Annotated in this window: 17 protein-coding genes and 1 pseudogene; 11 read left to right on the top strand and 7 right to left on the bottom strand. The window is 71.2% G+C overall.

Features of this window, described 5'->3' with window-relative positions:
• Positions 1 to 192: 192 nt before the first annotated feature.
• A pseudogene (locus ACWEQO_RS03145) lies at positions 193 to 447 on the top strand (monooxygenase); the annotation flags it as partial.
• Between the two features lie 196 nt (positions 448 to 643).
• Here the strand turns inward: ACWEQO_RS03145 and ACWEQO_RS03140 are convergent.
• The 3 genes from ACWEQO_RS03140 to ACWEQO_RS03130 form a co-directional block, all read right to left on the bottom strand.
• Positions 644 to 1,201: a multidrug transporter gene (locus ACWEQO_RS03140; protein ID WP_452978286.1), complete on the bottom strand. Its 558-nt coding sequence runs from the start codon at positions 1,199 to 1,201 to the stop codon at positions 644 to 646.
• Between the two features lie 152 nt (positions 1,202 to 1,353).
• Positions 1,354 to 2,175 carry a serine hydrolase domain-containing protein gene (locus ACWEQO_RS03135; RefSeq protein ID WP_452978284.1) on the bottom strand — a complete coding sequence of 274 codons (822 nt, stop codon included), beginning with the start codon at positions 2,173 to 2,175 and terminating at the stop codon, positions 1,354 to 1,356.
• 17 nt (positions 2,176 to 2,192) lie between these two features.
• On the bottom strand, positions 2,193 to 2,660 hold the full coding sequence (locus ACWEQO_RS03130) for a GNAT family N-acetyltransferase (protein ID WP_452978281.1): 468 nt from the start codon (positions 2,658 to 2,660) through the stop codon (positions 2,193 to 2,195).
• Positions 2,661 to 2,755: 95 nt separating this feature from the next.
• Here ACWEQO_RS03130 and ACWEQO_RS03125 point away from each other — a divergent pair, with 95 nt between their 5' ends.
• The 4 genes from ACWEQO_RS03125 (at position 2,756) to ACWEQO_RS03110 (ending at position 9,250) form a co-directional block, all read left to right on the top strand.
• A complete protein-coding gene (locus ACWEQO_RS03125) occupies positions 2,756 to 3,211 on the top strand; it encodes a MerR family transcriptional regulator (RefSeq protein ID WP_361448067.1) in 456 nt (151 codons plus the stop codon).
• Between the two features lie 138 nt (positions 3,212 to 3,349).
• The gene (locus ACWEQO_RS03120; RefSeq protein ID WP_452978276.1) at positions 3,350 to 4,336 is read left to right on the top strand and encodes a hypothetical protein; all 987 of its coding nucleotides are present in this window, start codon (positions 3,350 to 3,352) and stop codon (positions 4,334 to 4,336) included.
• 43 nt (positions 4,337 to 4,379) lie between these two features.
• Positions 4,380 to 6,242, top strand: a complete 1,863-nt coding sequence (locus tag ACWEQO_RS03115) for an HSP90 family protein (protein WP_452978273.1) — start codon at positions 4,380 to 4,382, stop codon at positions 6,240 to 6,242.
• A gap of 2 nt (positions 6,243 to 6,244) precedes the next feature.
• The gene (locus tag ACWEQO_RS03110; protein ID WP_452978270.1) at positions 6,245 to 9,250 is read left to right on the top strand and encodes a hypothetical protein; all 3,006 of its coding nucleotides are present in this window, start codon (positions 6,245 to 6,247) and stop codon (positions 9,248 to 9,250) included.
• A gap of 108 nt (positions 9,251 to 9,358) precedes the next feature.
• Here ACWEQO_RS03110 and ACWEQO_RS03105 read toward each other — a convergent pair whose 3' ends face one another.
• The 3 genes from ACWEQO_RS03105 to ACWEQO_RS03095 form a co-directional block, all read right to left on the bottom strand.
• On the bottom strand, positions 9,359 to 9,796 hold the full coding sequence (locus ACWEQO_RS03105; protein ID WP_361448079.1) for a VOC family protein: 438 nt from the start codon (positions 9,794 to 9,796) through the stop codon (positions 9,359 to 9,361).
• Positions 9,797 to 9,914: 118 nt separating this feature from the next.
• Entirely contained in the window at positions 9,915 to 10,763 is an 849-nt protein-coding gene (locus ACWEQO_RS03100; protein ID WP_361448082.1) for a DUF4429 domain-containing protein, read from the bottom strand.
• 67 nt (positions 10,764 to 10,830) lie between these two features.
• Entirely contained in the window at positions 10,831 to 12,048 is a 1,218-nt protein-coding gene (locus ACWEQO_RS03095) for an alpha/beta hydrolase (RefSeq protein WP_361448085.1), read from the bottom strand.
• Positions 12,049 to 12,455: 407 nt separating this feature from the next.
• Between ACWEQO_RS03095 and ACWEQO_RS03090 the strand changes: the two genes are divergently transcribed.
• The gene (locus tag ACWEQO_RS03090; RefSeq protein WP_361448088.1) at positions 12,456 to 12,761 is read left to right on the top strand and encodes a small hydrophobic protein; all 306 of its coding nucleotides are present in this window, start codon (positions 12,456 to 12,458) and stop codon (positions 12,759 to 12,761) included.
• Between the two features lie 93 nt (positions 12,762 to 12,854).
• On the opposite strand, the gene aceE is transcribed toward ACWEQO_RS03090, so the two are convergent.
• Positions 12,855 to 15,602: a pyruvate dehydrogenase (acetyl-transferring), homodimeric type gene (aceE, locus tag ACWEQO_RS03085; RefSeq protein WP_452978264.1), complete on the bottom strand. Its 2,748-nt coding sequence runs from the start codon at positions 15,600 to 15,602 to the stop codon at positions 12,855 to 12,857.
• Between the two features lie 413 nt (positions 15,603 to 16,015).
• On the opposite strand from aceE, the gene ACWEQO_RS03080 reads away from it, so the two are divergent.
• From ACWEQO_RS03080 to ACWEQO_RS03060, 5 genes are all read left to right on the top strand, one after another.
• Positions 16,016 to 16,453 (top strand): DUF3052 domain-containing protein, encoded by a 438-nt coding sequence (locus tag ACWEQO_RS03080; protein ID WP_361448093.1) that lies wholly within the window; start codon positions 16,016 to 16,018, stop codon positions 16,451 to 16,453.
• 169 nt (positions 16,454 to 16,622) lie between these two features.
• Positions 16,623 to 17,081 carry a peroxiredoxin gene (locus tag ACWEQO_RS03075; protein ID WP_361448096.1) on the top strand — a complete coding sequence of 153 codons (459 nt, stop codon included), beginning with the start codon at positions 16,623 to 16,625 and terminating at the stop codon, positions 17,079 to 17,081.
• A 132-nt stretch (positions 17,082 to 17,213) separates the two neighbouring features.
• On the top strand, positions 17,214 to 17,789 hold the full coding sequence (locus ACWEQO_RS03070) for a TerD family protein (protein ID WP_361448099.1): 576 nt from the start codon (positions 17,214 to 17,216) through the stop codon (positions 17,787 to 17,789).
• A gap of 133 nt (positions 17,790 to 17,922) precedes the next feature.
• Positions 17,923 to 18,498 carry a TerD family protein gene (locus ACWEQO_RS03065; RefSeq protein ID WP_361448101.1) on the top strand — a complete coding sequence of 192 codons (576 nt, stop codon included), beginning with the start codon at positions 17,923 to 17,925 and terminating at the stop codon, positions 18,496 to 18,498.
• A gap of 76 nt (positions 18,499 to 18,574) precedes the next feature.
• Complete coding sequence (locus ACWEQO_RS03060; RefSeq protein WP_361448104.1) at positions 18,575 to 19,711, top strand: DUF475 domain-containing protein; 1,137 nt, start codon at positions 18,575 to 18,577, stop codon at positions 19,709 to 19,711.
• Positions 19,712 to 19,766 lie beyond the last annotated feature (55 nt).

The following is a 19,766-nucleotide window of genomic DNA, read 5'->3' as shown; positions in this document are numbered from 1 at the left end:
TCTCCCCCGCTGCGGCTACCGCTTCCGAGCTCACGCCGGCCCCTTGGGCCGTCCCGGCCTCGTCCGCCGCGAGCCCCGTCGAGGGTGAGCGCGGGCTGTTGCTCGTCGAGGCGGTGACCGATCGGTGGGGTGTGACGCCGTCTCCCACCGGTGGTGGCAAGACCGTGTGGTTCGAGTGCGACGTGAAGCCCGGCCGCCGCCCTCGTCGAACCGTCGCGCGAGGCCGAGGACGCCTGGCTCGCCGCCCTGGCGAAGGACGCCCCCGACCACGAGTGGTTCCCCGCCGAGTGCACCCCCGGTCACTGCAACCGCGCAGGCCGCGGCCGCCCCAACGAACCCGCCGCCCACCCCCACGGCGCCCACGCCTTCCACCGGCTCCTGAGGCGCTGGCGCGAGGACTCGATGAGCGAGATCCTCCAGCCGAGGACACCGGCTCGGGACCGGTAGGCCGGCTCCGGTGAGGGGTGCCCGGCGCGGATTCCGGCGCCGACAGCCGGGCCCTTGGCGGTCGCGCGACTCAAAGAAACCTTGGTTCTGTGCTGAGTCCCGTAGCAAACCCGAAGGAGGCCGTCCAACAGACCGTCGGAGGGCTCGAGCAGTGCCGCGGTATCGGCCGCGAGCGCGGCGGTCACGCGCAGCACACTCAATGCCTGGCTCTCACCCCATGTGCGCCGGAGGTGCGGTGCTGTCGCCGGACACGTGTCACAGAGTGGACCCGCAAGTCCTCGGACAAGTGTGATCTGCGCAGACGCCGACTGCGCAGCAGCCTGCGCCAGTCCGCCCGGGTGTCGTGCATCAGTTGCAAGTGGAAGTAGTTGACGTACTCGGCCAGAGCCAGCGCATACAGGACCAGGCCCGGTATCCATGCCGCTCCGGGCTGTCCTGCCACGGAGGTGGCGATCACCACGAGTCCGACGGCCAGACCCGCCGCACACACCGGACGCAGCCGACGGAACACAGCGATCAGCGGCGGCCGGGGCAGCGCGTCACGCAGTTGACGCAGTTTCACCGCCCAGTATCCGGCACCCACGACCAGATGCCCGGTCACCAGCACGTACCCGGCTGTGTTCGCCGCGCTGGCCGGGGCGTCGAGGGACACGAACACGACCCAGCCGATCAGAGCCGTGTTCACCAGTTCCAGGGTGGCCAGGGTGCGCAGCCGGGTCGTGAGCGCCGCCCGGGAGCGGATCATGGACGTCATGTCCCCCAGGATGGCGTACGCACCCGGCCGGAGGATCGACGATCTTGACGGCTCGGTCACGTACGAGCTGCCGTCCATGAACGGGAAGGCGCCTTGCGTGCCTGCCGCGGATCACGGGGTGGTCGTTCGAGGTGTCTGGCGTCCAGCGATGTTCAGCCGCGCAGCTCCGCCAGCACCGCGTCCGTGAAGGGCGGCCAGGCCTCCACCGCCCAGGGGCCGAAGGCGCGGTCGGTGAGGGCGGCGCAGGCCACCCCCGCCGCCGGGTCGATCCACAGGAACGTGCCCGACTGGCCGAAGTGGCCGAAGGTGCCCGGTGAAGACGAAGCGCCCGTCCAGTGGGGGGACTTGGAGTCGCGAATCTCGAAGCCGAGGCCCCAGTCGTTGGGGTTCTGGTGGCCGTAGCCCGGCAGGACGCCCTTGGTGCCCGGGTACTGGACGGTCATCGCCTCGGCGACGGTGCGCGGGTCCAGGAGGCGCGGGGTCTGGGTCTCGGCGGCGAAGCGCAGGAGGTCGTCCACCGTGGAGACGGCGTCCTTCGCCGGGGAGCCCTCCAGCGACGTCGACGTCATCCCCAGCGGCTCCAGCACGGCCTGCCGCAGGTACTCGGCGAACGGGATCTCCGTCGCCTTCGTGACGTGGTCGCCGAGCTGCTCGAACCCGGCGTTCGAGTACAGGCGGCGCTCGCCGGGGGCGGAGGTCACCCGGTGCTCGTCGAAGGCGAGGCCCGAGGTGTGGGCGAGGAGGTGGCGGACCGTGGAGCCGGAGGGGCCTGCCGGCTCGTCCAGCTCGATCGCGCCCTCCTCGTACGCCACGAGCACCGCGTAGGCGGCGAGCGGCTTGGTGACCGAGGCGAGCGGGAAGCGGTGTCCGGCCGGTCCGTGGGTGCCCAGGACGGTGCCGTCCGCCCGGACGACACCCGCCGCGGCGGTGGGAACCGGCCAGTTCTCGATCAACGCGAGGCTCTTCAACGACATGCGTCGAGCCTAAGCGCTCAGAGCCGCAGCTCCAGCAACGGGTCCGGCCTGCGCATGAAGCCCAGGGAGGCGTACAGCGGCTCGGCCTGCGCGGACGCGGTGAGGCGGATGCGGCGGGCGCCCCGCTCGCGGAACCACTGGAGCAGCGCCTCCATGCAGGCGCGCGCGTGGCCCCGGCGGCGGGCGTCCGGGTCGGTGGCGACGCTGAACACGTAGCCGTCGATGCCGTGCGGGTTGTGCGCGCCGCCGATGCGGTAGTCGATCGTGCCGGCCGCCAGCGTCGCCAGCCCGGGCCGGTCCGGGTGGTCCACCACGAAGGCCGCGAAGGTGCCGTCCGTCTCGGCCAGCCTGGCGCGCAGCACGGGCAGGGAGTCGGCGTGCCAGTCCGTGGAGGGGGAGGCCTGGGGCATCGAGTCGATCATCACCTGGCGCAACCGCAGTACCTCTTCCGCGTCCCCGGGCACCGCGCGGCGTACGAGAGTCATGCCGCCATGCTATTCAGCGGGTGCGCCCGCCCTCACGCCGTTTCGCACCGGCCACGGTTGCCTGGAGTGCGCTCCAGGGATCTAGCGTGGGGTGCATGACGGTGACGGAGACCATGGGCGAGGGCACGGGGGCCAGGGCCGACATCTGTGCCGGTCCGGCGCGGGGCGAGCGGCGGGCGGACGGCCGGGACACGTACACGATCAGCGAGGTCGCCGCCCTGACCGGGCTGTCGGCCCACACCCTGCGCTGGTACGAGCGCATCGGCCTGATGCCGCACATCGACCGGTCGCACACCGGTCAGCGCCGCTACAGCAACCGCGACCTCGACTGGCTGGCCCTCGTCGGCAAGCTCCGCCTGACCGGTATGCCGGTCGCGGACATGGTCCGGTACGCGGAACTGGTGCGGGAGGGCGACCACACCTACGGCGACCGCCTCGCACTGCTCACGACGACCCGCGAGGACGTGCTCGCCCGGATCGCGGAACTCCAGGGCACCCTCGCCGTACTCGACCGGAAGATCAGCTTCTACGCGGACGCCGGACGGGAGTAGCCCTTCCGGGGGCCTGTACCCCGCCGCCCCCGCGCCCCGCCGGCCCCGTGAAGTGCTGGTGAAAAAGCCGTGGAAGCGATGTCGGTGGGGCCGTTTATGCTGCACCGATTGATCACGCGGGGCCAGGGAGGGCGCGGCATGTTCGGCAAGCTGTTCGGCAGGGGCGGGGAGAGACCGGCGGGGGCGGGTCCGTACGCCCTTCCGGTCCCGCGCAAGAAGAACGGGATGTACACGCTGCGCGCGCTCGGGGACACCCGTGTACTCGCGCTGGTGGAGGCGGCCGACGCGGGTGAGTGGGAGGCGGTGAAGGAGGCGCTGGCCCCCTTCGACCTCGGCCGCGACCACCACGTCCTCGGTGAACTGGCCGAGCTGGACGGTGTGGAGGAGTGGATCGGCCGCGCCGTCGAGGAGGACAAGGAGCACCGGGCGGAGGCGCTGCTGATATCCGGGGCGCGCCACGTCGTCTGGGGCTGGGAGGCGCGTACCTCAGCGCGTGCCGTGGACGTCTCGCGGGAGCAGTGGCAGGTCTTCCACGAGCGGCTCCGTGTCGCCGAGGAGCAGCTGTTCGAGGCCGCGGAGCTGCGGCCGGAGTGGGTCGCACCGTGGCGTCGCCTCCTCACCTCCGGTCGCGGTATGTCGCTGGGCGACGCCGTCAACGAGACCCGGTTCGACGCCGCCCTGCGTCGCGAGCCGCTGGACCTGGAGATCCACCTCGAGCGGCTGTCGCAGTTGCAGCCCCGCTGGGGCGGCGAGCAGGGGCAGGCCCTGGCGTTCGCCCGCGAGGCGTTCGCCCGTGCGCCCGAGGGGCATCGCCTCGGCTGTGTGATCGCCATGGCGCACATCGAGGACTGGGTCGAGTCGGACGACGGGGACTGCCTCGAGACCCCGGAGATCCAGGCGGAGTTGCGGGAGGCGGCCGACCGCAGCATCCTGCATCCCGCCTACACCTGGCGTCCGGGCTGGCAGCACGACTTCAACATGTTCGCCATGGCCCTGTCGCTGGCCGGTGAGAGCCACACGGTCCGGCGCGTCTTCCTGACGCTCGACGGCGCCTACACCAGCTGGCCCTGGACCTACTTCGCGGAGCCCGAGAAGCAGTTCGCCCGCCGTCAGCGCCGCGCCTGAGCCCGCACCCGCCCCTCTCGAACTCCTCACCCGGGACTGCCCGATGACTCTGCACGACACTGACACCGCCACCGGCCCGGCCGGCGCTGACCGCACCTTCCAGGTGGATCTGCGCGGCCTCGTCGATCTCCTCTCCCATCACCTCTACTCCAGCCCCCGCGTCTACCTGCGCGAACTGATGCAGAACGCGGTGGATGCGCTGACCGCTCGGCACGGCCTCGAACCCGCCGCCCCCGACGAGGCCTTCGGCATCCGCCTGTACGCCGACGGTTCGGTGGTACGCGTCGAGGACGACGGCGTCGGTCTCACCGAGGCCGACGTGCACACCTTCCTCGCCACGATCGGCCGCAGCAGCAAGCGCGCCGAGCAACTCGTCGAGCAACGCGGTGACTTCATCGGCCAGTTCGGCATCGGTCTGCTCTCCTGCTTCCTGGTCGCGGACGAGATCCACGTGCTGAGCCGGTCCGCCCGCACCCCCGACGCGCCCGCCGTGGAGTGGCGGGGGCGCGGCGACGGCAGCTACACCGTCCGTACCCTGCCCGCCTCCGCCCGGCCCCGGCCCGGCACCACCGTCACGCTGACGCCGCGCGCCGACGCGGCCGAGTGGACCCGTCCGGCCCGAGTGCAGTCCCTCGCCCGGCACTTCGGCTCGCTACTGCGCCACCCGGTGACCTTCGACGACGGCACAGGCGGCATAAACGGCCCGGGCACGCCGGTCAACCCCGAGGCGGCGCCCTGGGCGCGTACGTACCCGACGCCGGGCGCCCGTGCCCGCGCGCTGGCCGCGTACGGCGAGGAGGTCTTCGGGTTCACCCCGCTGGACACCATCGAGCTGGACCTGCCGGCCGTGGGCCTGAAGGGCATCGCGTGCGTGCTGCCCGAGGCGGTGCCGGCCGGGCGGCGCCACGGCCACCGGGTGCACGTCAAGGGCATGCTGCTGTCCGAGCAGGCCGAGGAGATCCTGCCCGAGTGGGCGTTCTTCGTCCGCTGCGTCGTCGACGCCGAGAGCCTGCGCCCGACCGCGTCCCGCGAGTCCCTGTACGAGGACGACACCCTCACCGCGGTCCGCGACGCCCTCGCCGAACGGCTGCGCGCGTGGATCGCCCGGGCCGCCGCCAGCGACCCGGAGCTGCTCGGCCGGTTCCTCCAGACCCATCACCTGGCCGTGAAGTCGCTCGCGGTGCACGACGACGAGATCCTGCGGATGCTGCTGCCCTGGCTGCCGTTCGAGACCACCGACGGGCACTCCACCCTCGACGAGTTCGCGCGCACCCACCGCACCGTGCTGGTGACGTCGAGCGTGGAGGAGTTCCGGCAGGTCGCTGCGATCGCCTCGGCGGCCGGGCTCGGCGTCGTCAACGGCGGCTACACCTACGACCGCGAACTGGTGCACCGGCTGCCCGAGATCAGGCCCGAGGTCACCGTCGCCGACCTCGACCCGGCGACCCTCACCGCCCACCTCGACCCCGTCGACCGGGAGACGGAGCTGGCCGCCGCGGCCTACCTCGCCCTGGCCCGCGACGCCCTCGCCGTCTTCGACTGCGACGTGGCGCTGCGCACCTTCCAGCCCGCCTCCGCCCCCGCCCTCCTCGTCGACAGCCGTGAGGCCCGGCACGAGCGCACCCGCTCCCAGCTCGCCCGCGAGCAGGAGGGCGGCCTGTGGGGCGACATCCTCGGCGCCCTGCGCCAGGAGGCGCCGCGGGCCCAGCTGATCCTCAACCAGCTCAACCCGCTGGTGCGCACCGCCGTCGCCATCGACGAGCCCGAGCTGGCCCGCACCAGCGCCGAAGCCCTCTACGGGCAGGCCGCGCTGCTGTCCCGGCGTCCGCTCCGGCCCGCCGAATCGAGCCTCATCAACCGCTCCTTCCTCGACCTCCTCGCCCACGCCCTCCGCAAGGACAGCTGACGATGCCGATCACATCCCCTCCCCAGAACACGGACGAGCTGTACCAGGCGCTCCGGGAGAACGACCGGCGCCCCTATGGCCGCACCCGCACCGTCACCGCCGAGGAACTCGTCGACGCGGCCGAGCAGTTCGCGGAGCCCGTCCCGCTGATCGATGCGCTGCTCGAACTGCACGAGGCCTACACCTACGGCTCCGAACCCCGTAAGTCGCCCGTCGTCTTCGCCCGGCTGCTCACCCTCTTCGACGAGCAGCCGGACGTCTTCGACGAACGCCTGCGCCACCAGCTTTTCTGGCGGTTCAAGTGGGTCGCGGGCGCCCTGCGCGCGCTGCCCGAGATACCGCTGGCCAGCCTGCGCCAGTGGCTGACGGAGATGCGCGACCGGTACGAGAAGGCCGGCCTGGACCTCCAGCCCTACTACGGGCAGGCCTACCGGCTGGCCGCCCACGTCGGTGAGGACACCGCCCTCGCCTACGAGTTGTGGGCGGGCCGCTCCCGCTCCCGGCTCAGCGACTGCGAGGCCTGCGAGATCTGCGACCGCGCCCTGTACCACCTGGCGGCGGGCGACGACGAGCGGGCGCTGAGCACCTGGGAGCCCGTCCTGGCCGGCCAGGAGTCCTGCCAGGAGGAACCGGCCCGCTCCGCCTCCTACGCCCTGCTGCCCCTGCTGCGCACCGGCCGCACCGACGAGGCGCGCGGACTCCACCTCGCCGGCTACCGCGGCTGCCGCCGCAACCCCTCGATGGCCGGGGTGGTCGGCCGGCACCTGGAGTTCTGCGCGCTGACCGGCAACGAGGCGCGCGGCCTGGAGCTGCTCGCCGAGAACCGGAACCTCTTCGACGAGGTGGACTCGCCGTACGACCAGCTCGACTTCCTCACCGGCGTGGAGGTCCTCCTCCAGCGCGTCGAGGCCCTCGGCCACGGCGAGCTGCCCGCCGCCGGGTTCCCGGGCCGCACCTGGACCGTGACCGGCCTGCGTGCCGAGGTGCGTGGCCGCGCCGCCGACCTCGCCGCCCGCTTCGACGACCGCAACGGCACCAGCGCCCACACCGACGGCCGGAACGCCCGCCTCGACCGGGCCCCGCTGATCGACGCGCTGGAACTGACCCTGCGCACCCGCAGCCTCGACGACGTGACCCCGGCCACGTCGGTCGCCACCCCGGTCACCCCGGCCGCCGTGTCGGCGTCCACCGCCCGCACGACCGCCGCCGTGCCCGAGTCGCTGACCGAACTCATCCTTCAGGCACGGTCGTTGGAAGAGGAGGCACATCCGGACGCACAGGCCTGCTGGGCGCGGCTGCGCACGCTCGTCGCCTCCCGCGACTACACCCACCCCGACGACCCGGCCGTGGGTCCGCTCCTGCGGCTGCGCGCGGACCTGCTGGCCGACGAGGCGAACTGGGCGGGGGACCGGGACGAGTCCGCCGACGCCGCCGCCCTCCACGAGGAGGCCGCGGGTCTGTACGACGACGCCGGGCTGCCGGGGCATGCGGCACTCTCCCGCGCCTGCGCCCTGCTCGCCACCGCCGAGATCCCCACGAAGGACGCCGACGGTCCCGAGGCGAAGGCCCGGGCGAAGACCGAGGCGCTGACCACCGCCCACACCTCCCTGGTGCGCCTGCACGAGGAGACGTCCGGTCTCACCCCGCACCAGGAGGCCCGCCTGCTGCGGCTGCGGGCGACCGCGCTCGGCCTGCGCCTGCAGACGTCGGGGAACTCCGGGAACTCCGGGAACTCCGGGAACGAGGAGCACGTCGCGCCGCTCCTCGCCGAGGTGGACCTGCTGCACGCCTTCGCCACCCGGCATGAGATCACCGGGCAGATCGCCCGGGCCCTGCTGCTGCGGGCCACCACCCACGCCCTGACCGGCGACCTGCCCGCCGCACTCACCGAGACCGACGGCCTCCTCGACCGGCTGAAGGAGCACGGCCCGGCCTGGCACCTGCCCCGCGTGCTGGCCCTGAGGAGCAGGCTCCACCTCGGTCTCCAGGACGCGCAGGCCGCGCACGCGGACCTGTCCGAGGCCCTGCGGCTGGCCGCCGACTGGCCGGCCGACGCGGTCGACACCCCCCGCCTGCACGCCGAACTGGCCGAGGTCTGCATGCACCTGGGCCGCCCCGAGGAGGCGCTGCGGCACCTGACGCGCTCCGCGGAACTGGACCTGCGCCGCGGCAGACGGGTCGACGCGTTCTGCACCTACAGCAACGCCGCCCAGCTCAGCCTCGACCTGGGCCGGGTCGAGGACGCCATCGCGCTGCTCGACTCCCTGCTGGCCGAACCGGACGTCGTCGCACGGGAGCTGGACGACCGGCTCACCGCCCAGCTGCGCCTGACCCGCGCCCGCGCACTGCACGCGGGGGACGACCTCAAGGCCGCCACGGCGGAGTTCGCCGCCCTCGCGGCCGAGTCGGCCGGCTGGGACGACGACCCGGGAAGCCACGCCATGATCGCCGCGGAGACGGCCGTCCTCCTCGGCGAGTCCGGCGAGTTCGGCCCGGCCCGCAAGGCCGCCGACCAGGCACTCGCCGCCCACGCCCGGGCCCCGCGCCACGAGCACCTCAGCAACACCCTGCGCGAACTCGCCCGCCTCCAGGCCCAGCAGCAGGGCCCCGACGGCCTGGCCGGCGCCCGCGCCTTCCTCACCGACGCCGGCCGGGTCGCCGACGAGGCCCGCGCCGCCGGGTACGAGGCCCACGGCCGCTCCCTGGACACCGCCCTGGCCTACGAGCACGGACGGGTCAACGCCTACGCCGGTGCGTACGACGAAGCCCTGACCGCCCTGGAGCAGGCCCTCACCCTGCTCGGCGAACCGGGACCGGAGCGGCACCGGGCCGGCGAGTGGGCCGAGTGCGTCCGCCTCGCCGCCGCCGTGGAGGGCATCTACCTGGAACGCCCCGCCCCCGCCCTCACCCGCCTCGACGCGGCGGTCGCCCGCCTGACCGCGGCGGGCCACACCGAGGAGACCGAGCAGCTGACGGCCTTGGCGGCGAGACTGCGCGACGAGGAGTGACCCGGCGCTCCCGGCGCCCGGGGCCCCTACGGGTCGACGCGACCCACAGGGCCCCGGGCACCGGGAGCACCGCACTCGCCCTCACGACCCCGCCGCCTCCAAGGGGGCTCAGTCGAGACAGAACTCGTTGCCCTCGACGTCCTGCATCACGAGGCACGACTCGTTGAAGCCGTCGGCGCGCAGCAGTCGTACCCGTACCGCGCCGAGCGCGACCAGCCGTGCGCACTCGGCCTCGAGAGCGGCCAGGCGCTCTTCACCCACGAGCCCGGTGCCGACCCGCACGTCGAGATGCACCCGGTTCTTGACGGCCTTGCCTTCGGGAACACGCTGGAAGAACAGTCGCGGGCCCACCCCCGAGGGGTCGACGCACGCGAACGCCGAACCCTGACGCTCAGGCGGCAGCGCGCGGTCGAAATCGTCCCACGTGGCGAACCCCTCCGGCGGCGGCGGTACGACGTACCCCAGCACCTCGCACCAGAAACGAGCGACGCGCTCAGGATCCGCGCAGTCGAAGGTGACCTGGAACTGCTTGACCGATGATGACATCGGCCCACCGTAACGGGAGCGACGAGCAGGCGGGGCCTGTCCGGCAGGATCCGCCGGACAGGCCCCGAAGCTCCGCCAGGCCCTAGAGCTCCGCCAGGCCCTAGAGCTCCGCCAGGCCCTAGAGCTCCGCCAGCAGCTCCGCTTTCTTGGAGGAGAACTCCTCGTCCGTCACCAGGCCCGCCTGGTGCAGCTCGCCGAGGTGGCGGATGCGGTCGGCGATGTCGGCGGGGTCGCGGCGCACGGCCGCCGCGACCACCGCGGGCACCGGCTCGCAGGTCCGTACCGCCGCCAGCACCGCCGCCGCGAACGGCAGCGACTCGTGCACCGGCCCGTAGCCCAGCCCGAACACCACGGCCGCCGGGTCCTGGTCGGCCTGGGGCGGCGACGCCGGCTCGTCCCGGCGCAGCAGCCGCAGATGCCCCTCGAACACCTCGGGCGACCGCCACTCCACACCGCTCAGCTCACCCACCGGGAAGCGCTGGTCACCGGCTTTCCACTTCGCCGACGAGGCGCCCGTCCAGAACCAGTGGAAGGAGACCGTCGTCCCGTCGAAGGAGGCCCTGCCGTCGTACGCCTTGAACCGCAGCGGCACCTCGGGGGCCGGCACCAGGTGGCGTTCGGCGGGGCCGGACTCGGTGAGGCGGGCGAGGAGTTCGTCGGCGTAGTACTCGGCGAGCGTCTCGCGCTCGGCGGGCAGCACCAGCCGGTAGGGGTCGGAGCTCTCCTTCAACTGCCCGGACGCCGCCTCCATCAGTGGATCGGCCCCGGGCCGGGGCTCGAGGCGCAGCACGACACTGCCGCGCCTGCCGGGGGTCAGCGTCACCCCGGCGACGGCCTCCAGGGGGATGCGCCGTTCCCCGAGTGCCTGGAACAACTTGGGTGTTCGAATGCCCCTTTCGTAGCGGATGAGCACGGAGTCGGAATCGAACTCCCAGGCAGCGTGAAATCCGGCCAGTACGTCACCCATGCGGCTCATCGTATGCGGCACGAGCTTTTTCGTCCCCTCCCCGTGCATACCGTGGTTCCTCCCTTCTCTACGCGCGTCCCGGTGACCGGGTACAGGACAAACCCGCCCGGCATACGCCGTTCTCGTGTGCGCAGGCCACCGCCCGGTACGAGCCAACGCCGATCTCGGCGAAGTTACGCAGACTGTCCGTGCCCGGTTCGAAATACCCGCTGTGTCCCCGGGCCTCACGGGCCGACAGGACCCGCGCCCCGAAAGCGGGGGAGACCGGGTCGGCGCCGTGGCCCAGTCCGCCGACCTCCAGATAGGGCACGTCCTGGATCCAGTCGTCGGCGTCCCGCATGGCCCACACGCGCGCGCGGGTGCGCAGCGCGGAGGCCGTCTCGGCCCGCATGCCGGGACTGCCGGCCACCGCGATGTCGGACACCCGGCCGGGCAGGGTGCGCGCGGCGAGCCCGCACACCACGGAACCGTAGCTGTGGCAGAACAGCGCGACCGGGGCCGTGCCGGGCAGCGCGCGCAGCAGCGCGGCGAGCCGTACCGCGCCGTCCTCGGCGCGCCCGGCCATGGCCGCCTCCATGCCGACTCCGCCGGGCGAGGTGTAGTCGGCCCAGGCGATCACGGCGGTACGGGTGGAGGGGTCCGCCTCGTGCTCGGCCGCGTGCAGCGCCTCGGCCATGCCGACGGGGGCCGAGTAGCGGCGGTAGGTGCGCTGGAAGGTGAGCAGATCCGTGTCGACGCCGGGGACGACGACCGAGATGCGTTCGGCCTCCTCCAGGTCGCCGAAGACCTCGGCCACGCGGCCCGGCCCCGACGGGTCGAAGGCGAGGATCTGGCGTCCCGGTTTCAGCAGTGCCCCGAGGCGGTTCATCCGGCGGCCCGCCTGATGCTGCCCCGCGGGCGTGAGCCGTGCGTCGCGCATCCGTTCCCGCTCGATCTCGCGGGCCTGCTCCATCGCGATGCGGTTGGCGCGGTACCGCAGACCGGCCGGGGCGCCGTTCATGTTGCCGACCGCGAGGGGGAAGCGGTGGGCGAGGTCCGTGCGCTGCGCCTCGGTGAGGGAGGCGAAGAACCGGGCCAGCCTGCCGGGCGCGGACCGCGGGTCCGGCAGCTCGCGGCCCGCCGCGCGGCCGTGCTCCCAGGCGGTGAGCGAGGCGGACAGGGGCGCCGCCTCCCGCTGCTGGCGCAGTGCCGACCAGCCGGTGGTCGCCAGCATCACGAAGACGACGGCGAGTGCGAGGAGCGCGCGCCCGGCGTTCAGATGGGGAGAGGAGTCGAAGGAAGTCACTGCCGGGACACATTAGGAGAACGAGAGGGTCTCGCGTCGGCCGAGTGACAGGTATCACGTTTCGATGCGCCGGATTGTGAGCAATGGTCACCCCACCAGGGCGTGGGCCGTGCGGATCTCCGCCGGAGACGGCCGCATCCGGCGGGCCCCCGGAGCGAGTTCGCTCATCAGGGTGAACACATGGGGTGAACCCTCCCTTCCGGTGGGCGCCGCAGGTCACAGTGGGTCAAGTCCTCCGTAGGGCATGGAGGCTGTGGCTGCGGCGCGCTGCTGGAGGGGGGCAGCGCGCGGGCAGCGCCCCCTCCAGTCGTCCGCGCAGCCTGAATTCACCGCCGAAGCGGGGGTACCCGTCTCTCGAAGAACCCCGAATACCTCCCCAACCAGACAAAGCCTCCAGGGAGTTGACGATGGCGAGCTTCGGACACGGTACGCGCGGGCACTCCCGGTCGGGTGGCCGCGGATGGTCGGCGACGAGGCAGGATCGCGCGACGCTCGGAATCATCGGGGTCGTCTGTGCGGTCGCCGGATTCTTCGTGCTGGGGATCGTCCTCGGCCCCGCGGCGATCGTCTGCGGCTGGCTCGCCATGGGCCGCAGCTGGGCGGGGTCCCGCCCGGCGCCGGCCCTGGTCGCCCTCGTCCTGGGCGCCGTCGACACGCTCCTGGCCGTCGTCTGGCTGGCCGGGGCGGCCACCCCGGGCCTCGGAATGTTCTGACGGACCCGGGACCGGACGCGAGGAGGGCCTCCGGCGACTCGCCGGAGGCCCTCCTCGCCTCTTCGGGGCTCCGTCACGCCGCCCGGCGCGACGTCACGCGTCGCCGCCCGCCGGGCCCGGGTCGGCCGCGGTGACGTCGAGCAGCTGGTAGCGGTCGATGGCCTGCTTCAGCACCGACCGGTCGAGGTGGCCCTCGCGGACCAGCTCCGTCAGCACCGCCACCACGATCGACTGCGCGTCGATGTGGAAGAACCGACGGGCCGCCCCGCGGGTGTCCGCGAAGCCGAAGCCGTCCGCGCCCAGCGACTGGTACGTCCCCGGCACCCAGCGCGAGATCTGGTCCGGCACCGACCGCATCCAGTCCGACACCGCCACGACCGGACCCTGCGCCGAGGCCAGCTTCCGCGTCACGTACGGGACGCGCTGCTCCTCCTCCGGGTGCAGCAGGTTGTGCCGCTCGCAGTCCACCGCCTCGCGCCGCAGCTCGTTCCAGGAGGTCGCCGACCAGACGTCGGCCCTGACGTTCCACTCCTCGGCGAGGATCCTCTGCGCCTCGGCCGCCCACGGCACCGCCACCCCGGACGCCAGGATCTGCGCCGGAAGGGAACCCGCCGTGCCCTCGCTGAAGCGGTACAGGCCCTTCACGATGCCCTCCGCGTCCACGTCCGCGGGCTCGGCCGGGTGCTGGATGGGCTCGTTGTAGACGGTCAGGTAGTAGAAGACGTCCTCGCCGTGCGGGTGCTGCTCGTCGCCGCCGTACATCCGGCGCAGGCCGTCCTGCACGATGTGCGCGATCTCGTAGCCGAAGGCCGGGTCGTAGGCGACGCACGCCGGGTTCGTGGACGCCAGCAGCTGCGAGTGCCCGTCCGCGTGCTGGAGGCCCTCACCGGTCAGGGTCGTACGCCCCGCGGTCGCGCCCAGGACGAAACCGCGCGACAGCTGGTCGGCCATCTGCCAGAACTGGTCACCGGTGCGCTGGAAACCGAACATCGAGTAGAAGACGTACACCGGGATGAGCGGCTCGCCGTGCGTGGCGTACGCCGAGCCGGCCGCGATCAGCGAGGCCGTGCAGCCGGCCTCGGAGATGCCGTCGTGCAGCATCTGCCCGTTCGGCGCCTCCTTGTACGCGAGCAGCAGCTCCCGGTCCACCGACTCGTACTGCTGGCCCAGCGGGTTGTAGATCTTCGCGCTCGGGAAGAACGAGTCCATGCCGAACGTGCGGTACTCGTCCGGCGCGATCAGCACGAACCGTTTGCCGATCTCCTTGTCCCGCATGAGCTCCTTGAGGAGCCGGACGAAGGCCATGGTCGTCGCGATGGACTGCTGGCCCGAGCCCTTCTTCACACTCGCGTACGTCTTGTCGCCGGGCAGTGCGAGCGGCTTGGAGCGCACCACGCGCGTGGGCACGTATCCACCGCAGGACTTGCGGCGGTCGTGCATGTACTGGATCTCCTCCGAGTCGCGGCCCGGGTGGTAGTACGGCGGCAGGCCGGACTCCAGGTCCTTGTCGGCGATCGGGAGGTGCAGGCGGTCCCGGAAGCCCTTGAGGTCGTCGACCGTCAGCTTCTTCATCTGGTGCGTGGCGTTGCGGCCCTCGAAGTTCGGGCCCAGCGTCCAGCCCTTGACCGTCTTGGCGAGGATCACCGTCGGCTGGCCCTTGTGCTCCAGGGCCGCCTTGTAGGCCGCGTAGATCTTCCGGTGGTCGTGACCGCCGCGGCCCAGGTACAGGATCTGGTCGTCGGTCATGCCCTCGACCATGGCGCGCAGCCGGTGGTCGTCGCCGAAGAAGTGGTCGCGGATGTACGCCCCGGACTCGGTGGCGTACGTCTGGTACTGGCCGTCCGGAGTGGTGTTCATCCGGTTGACCAGCACCCCGTCCCGGTCCTGGGCGAGCAGCGGGTCCCAGGAGCGGTCCCAGACCAGCTTGATCACGTTCCAGCCGGCGCCCCGGAAGATGGACTCCAGCTCCTGGATGATCTTGCCGTTGCCGCGCACCGGCCCGTCGAGGCGCTGCAGGTTGCAGTTGACGACGAAGGTCAGGTTGTCCAGGTTCTCCCGGGCGGCGATGGACAGCTGCCCCAGCGACTCGGGCTCGTCCATCTCGCCGTCGCCGAGGAACGCCCACACGTGCGACTTCGAGGTGTCGGCGATGCCGCGCGCCTGCATGTAGCGGTTCATCCGGGCCTGGTAGATCGCGCCGATCGGGCCGAGGCCCATCGACACCGTCGGGAACTCCCAGAAGTCCGGCATCGACCGCGGGTGCGGATACGACGACAGCGCCTCGGGCGCCTTCGACTTCTCCTGCCGGAAGCCGTCCAGCTGCCGCTCGGAGAGCCGGTCCAGCAGGTAGGCGCGCGCGTAGATGCCCGGCGAGGCGTGGCCCTGGAAGAAGACCTGGTCACCGCCGTCGCCCGCGTCCTTGCCGCGGAAGAAGTGGTTGAAGCCCACGTCGTACAGCGAGGCCGAGGAGGCGAACGTGGCGATGTGGCCGCCGACGCCGATCCCGGGCCGCTGCGCGCGCGAGACCATCACCGCGGCGTTCCACCGGGTCGCGTTGAGGATCTTGCGCTCGATCTCCTCGTTGCCCGGGAAGAACGGCTCCGCGCGGGTGGGGATCGTGTTGACGTAGTCCGTGCTGCGCATCTCGGGCACGGCCACGCGCCGCTCGCGCGCGCGCTCGATCAGCCGCAGCATCAGATAGCGGGCCCGTTCCCGGCCGCGTTCGTCGACCGCGGCGTCGAGGGAGTCGAGCCACTCCTGTGTCTCTTCGGGATCGAAGTCAGGAACCTGACTCGGAAGGCCACCAATGATGATCGGGTTGCGATCGGATGCGGAAGCCACGCTGTTCCTTACCTGTCAGAGGGCCGTGAGGGCCACTGCTTCACTGATTTAGCCGTCTGCGCGCTCCCATCGTCCACCCGGGGGCCGCGCGCGTCATCTCTACCGATAGGTAACCCGACCGCGACCCCGGTACGGTGGCATACGGAACGGGCCACGGGCTCGTGCGAGTCTCGTACTCGTATACGGTTCCCAAACGCCCATAGAGGGCACAAGGGTGTGGTGTGTATCACTGTGGGCCAGGATGATGTGCCTGGAGTTGCGGTGACCCGGCCAGGATCGTCACCGTTTCGACGGTCCCTGCGGCCGGGTACTTGCGCGAACCGCCCCGCCCGTGTGGACTACGGCCACAACCGCGCGCCCGCGCGCGGTTGTGACAACTGCGAGATTCCCAAACCATGATCAGGAGGCAAACCGTGAGCGCGACCGCGGACCACGCGGAGGAGCGGACGAACCCTGCCGCCAGGCTGGGGTTCCAGCCCGGGCAGGTGGTCCAGGAGATCGGCTACGACGACGACGTCGACCAGGAGCTCCGCGAGGCCATCGAGGGCGTCATCGAGAACGACCTGGTCGACGAGGACTACGACGACGTGGCTGACGCCGTTGTGCTGTGGTTCCGCGACGACGACGGCGACCTGACGGACGCGCTGGTGGACGCCGGCACGTACATCGAAGAGGGCGGTGCCATCCTGCTCCTCACGCCGAAGACAGGCCGTCCGGGCTACGTCGAGCCGAGCGACGTCTCGGAGGCAGCCACCACGGCGGGCCTGACGGCGGCCAAGAGCGTCAGCGTGGGCAAGGACTGGAGCGGCAGCCGGCTGGCCACGCCGAAGGCCGCCAAGTCCAGGAGGTAGAGCCACGGCGGAGGCGGTCCCGGCGGCATCCCCGCCGCCGGGACCGCACCCCGTCCGAACCCGGACGGGTCGACTGGATCGGCCCGCCCGGCTCACTGTCGTACCCCGTGCGTAGGGTGGTCCCCGGGAACGAACCGGGAACAGCACCCCCGAAGGGACGAACGAGGCGATGGCGATCCAGGTCGGCGACAAGGCCCCCGACTTCGAGCTCAAGGACAACCACGGCGCGCCCGTACGACTGTCCGACCACCTCGGACAGCGGAACGTGGTGCTCGTCTTCTATCCCTTCGCCTTCACCGGCGTGTGCACCGGTGAGCTGCGCGAGCTCCGCGACAACCTGTCGCTCCTCGCCGACCGCGACACCCGGCTGCTCGCCGTCTCCAACGACTCCATCCACACCCTGCGCGTCTTCGCCGAGCAGGAGGGCCTGGAGTACCCCCTGCTGTCGGACTTCTGGCCGCACGGCGAGGTCTCGCGCGCGTACGGCGTCTTCGACGAGGGCAAGGGCTGCGCCGTGCGGGGGACCTTCGTCATCGACCGGGAGGGCATCGTGCGCTGGACGGTCGTCAACGCGCTGCCCGACGCACGTGACCTGAACGAGTACGTCGAGGCGCTCGACGCGCTGTGATCAGGTCCGACACCCCGTGATCCTCCGCCCCGGGGCCTGCGGCGGCCGGGAACCCATCACTAGGATCGACACGTTGATCGGACATCCAACGCACGACGGGGCTTCCCGCCCCCGGACATCAATGGAGGACTCGTGGGAGTCAGCCTCAGCAAGGGCGGCAACGTATCGCTGACCAAGGAGGCGCCGGGCCTGACCGCGGTCATCGTCGGACTGGGGTGGGACGTCCGCACCACGACCGGCACCGACTTCGACCTGGACGCCAGCGCGCTGCTGGTGAACAACACCGGCAAGGTCGCCAGCGACGCCAACTTCGTCTTCTTCAACAACCTCAAGAGCCCCGACGGCTCGGTCGAGCACACCGGCGACAACCTCACCGGTGAGGGCGAGGGCGACGACGAGCAGATCAAGGTCAACCTCGCCGGTGTCCCGGCGGAGGTCGAGAAGATCGTCTTCCCGGTCTCGATCTACGACGCCGAGAACCGCCAGCAGTCCTTCGGCCAGGTGCGCAACGCCTTCATCCGTGTCGTCAACCAGGCCGGCGGCGCCGAGATCGCCCGCTACGACCTGTCGGAGGACGCCTCCACGGAGACCGCCATGGTCTTCGGCGAGCTGTACCGGCACGGCGCCGAGTGGAAGTTCCGCGCCATCGGCCAGGGCTATGCGTCGGGCCTGCGCGGCATCGCGCAGGACTTCGGAGTGAACGTCTGAGACGGTCACGCCCCGGGCGCCGCCCGGGGCCGACAGCCTCGCACGGCCGTTCCGTCCGGCGCCACACGGTTTACGTGTGGCGCCGGACGCGCAGGACCACCTGAGAAACAGCATTCGGGGAGGGATCAGCATCATGGGTGTCACGCTTGCCAAGGGAGGCAACGTCTCCCTGTCCAAGGCCGCACCGAACCTCACACAGGTGATGATCGGGCTCGGCTGGGACGCGCGCTCCACCACCGGAGCCCCCTTCGACCTCGACGCCAGCGCACTGGTGTGCAGTGACGGCCGGGTCATGGGGGACGAGTGGTTCGTCTTCTACAACCAGCTCACGAGCCCGGACGGCTCGGTGCAGCACACCGGGGACAACCTCACCGGCGAGGGCGACGGCGACGACGAGTCCCTGCTGGTCGACCTCTCCAAGGTGCCGGCCCGGTGCGACAAGATCGTCTTCCCGGTCTCCATTCATCTGGCCGACGACCGCGGCCAGGCTTTCGGCCAGGTCAGCAACGCCTTCATCCGTGTCGTCAACCAGGCGGACGGGCAGGAACTCGCCCGGTACGACTTGTCGGAGGACGCCTCCACCGAAACCGCGATGATCTTCGGCGAACTCTACCGCTATCAGGGCGAGTGGAAGTTCAGGGCGGTGGGACAGGGGTACGCGTCCGGGTTGCGGGGCATCGCTCTAGACTTCGGAGTCAATGTTTCGTAAAGCCGACTTCGGCAGCGGGGAGAGTCTCCTCCGGAGATCGTCCGGGGGGAGCCCCCCACACATGATGGGGTAGCCAGTGGTTCTGAAAACCTTCGGCTGGTCGTTCGCGGTCACCGCGCTCGGTCTGGTCGCAGCGATCCTTTTCGGGGGGTGGACCGCCTTCGGCATCGTGGCGATCCTGTCGATCCTCGAGATCTCGCTGTCCTTCGACAACGCGGTGGTCAACGCCGGGATCCTGAAGAAGATGAATGCCTTCTGGCAGAAGATCTTCCTCACCATCGGCATTCTGATCGCCGTCTTCGGTATGCGGCTGGTCTTCCCCGTCGTGATCGTCGCCCTCAGTGCCCAGCTCGGTCCGATCGAGGCGGTCAAGCTCGCCTTCGACGACAAGGACCAGTACCAGCAGCTCGTCACCGACGCCCACCCGTCGATCGCCGCGTTCGGTGGCATGTTCCTGCTGATGATCTTCCTGGACTTCGTGTTCGAGGAACGGGAGATCAAGTGGCTGACCTGGATCGAACGCCCCCTCTCCAAGCTCGGCAAGGTCGACATGCTGTCGGTCTGCGTCGCGCTGATCGTCCTGCTGATCGCCTCCGTGACCGTCGGGGCCAACGCCTACCAGCACGGCGGCATGCACGTCGACAAGGCGGAGACCGTCCTCCTCGCCGGTATCGGGGGTCTGATCACCTACATGATCGTGGGCGGGCTCTCCGGCTACTTCGAGGACAAGCTCGAAGAGGAGGAGGAGCGCGAGCACGAGGCGGAGGAGAAGGCCGCGCGCGAAGGGAAGCCCCGCACCGCGGTCGCGATGGCCGGCAAGGCCGCGTTCTTCATGTTCCTCTACCTCGAGGTCCTGGACGCCTCCTTCTCCTTCGACGGCGTGATCGGCGCCTTCGCCATCACCAACGACATCGTGCTGATGGCCCTGGGCCTCGGCATCGGCGCCATGTACGTCCGTTCGCTGACGGTCTACCTGGTCCGCCAGGGCACCCTCGACGAGTACGTCTACCTGGAGCACGGCGCGCACTACGCCATCGGCGCGCTCGCCGCCCTGCTGCTCATCACGATCCAGTACGAGATCAACGAGATCATCACCGGCCTGATCGGTGTCGTCCTGATCGGTGCCTCCTTCTGGTCCTCCGTGCGCCGCAACAAGGCGATCGCGGCGGCCGGGGGGACTCCGGAGAAGACCGAGGTCTCGTCCGGGGTGTGACAGCCCTCCGGGTGAGGAACGCTCTGTTCGGGGCGGTCGTCGAGGAACCACTCCT

This window comes from Streptomyces sp. NPDC004051 (assembly GCF_053604275.1).
This window is presented reverse-complemented; position numbering and strand designations above follow the sequence as displayed.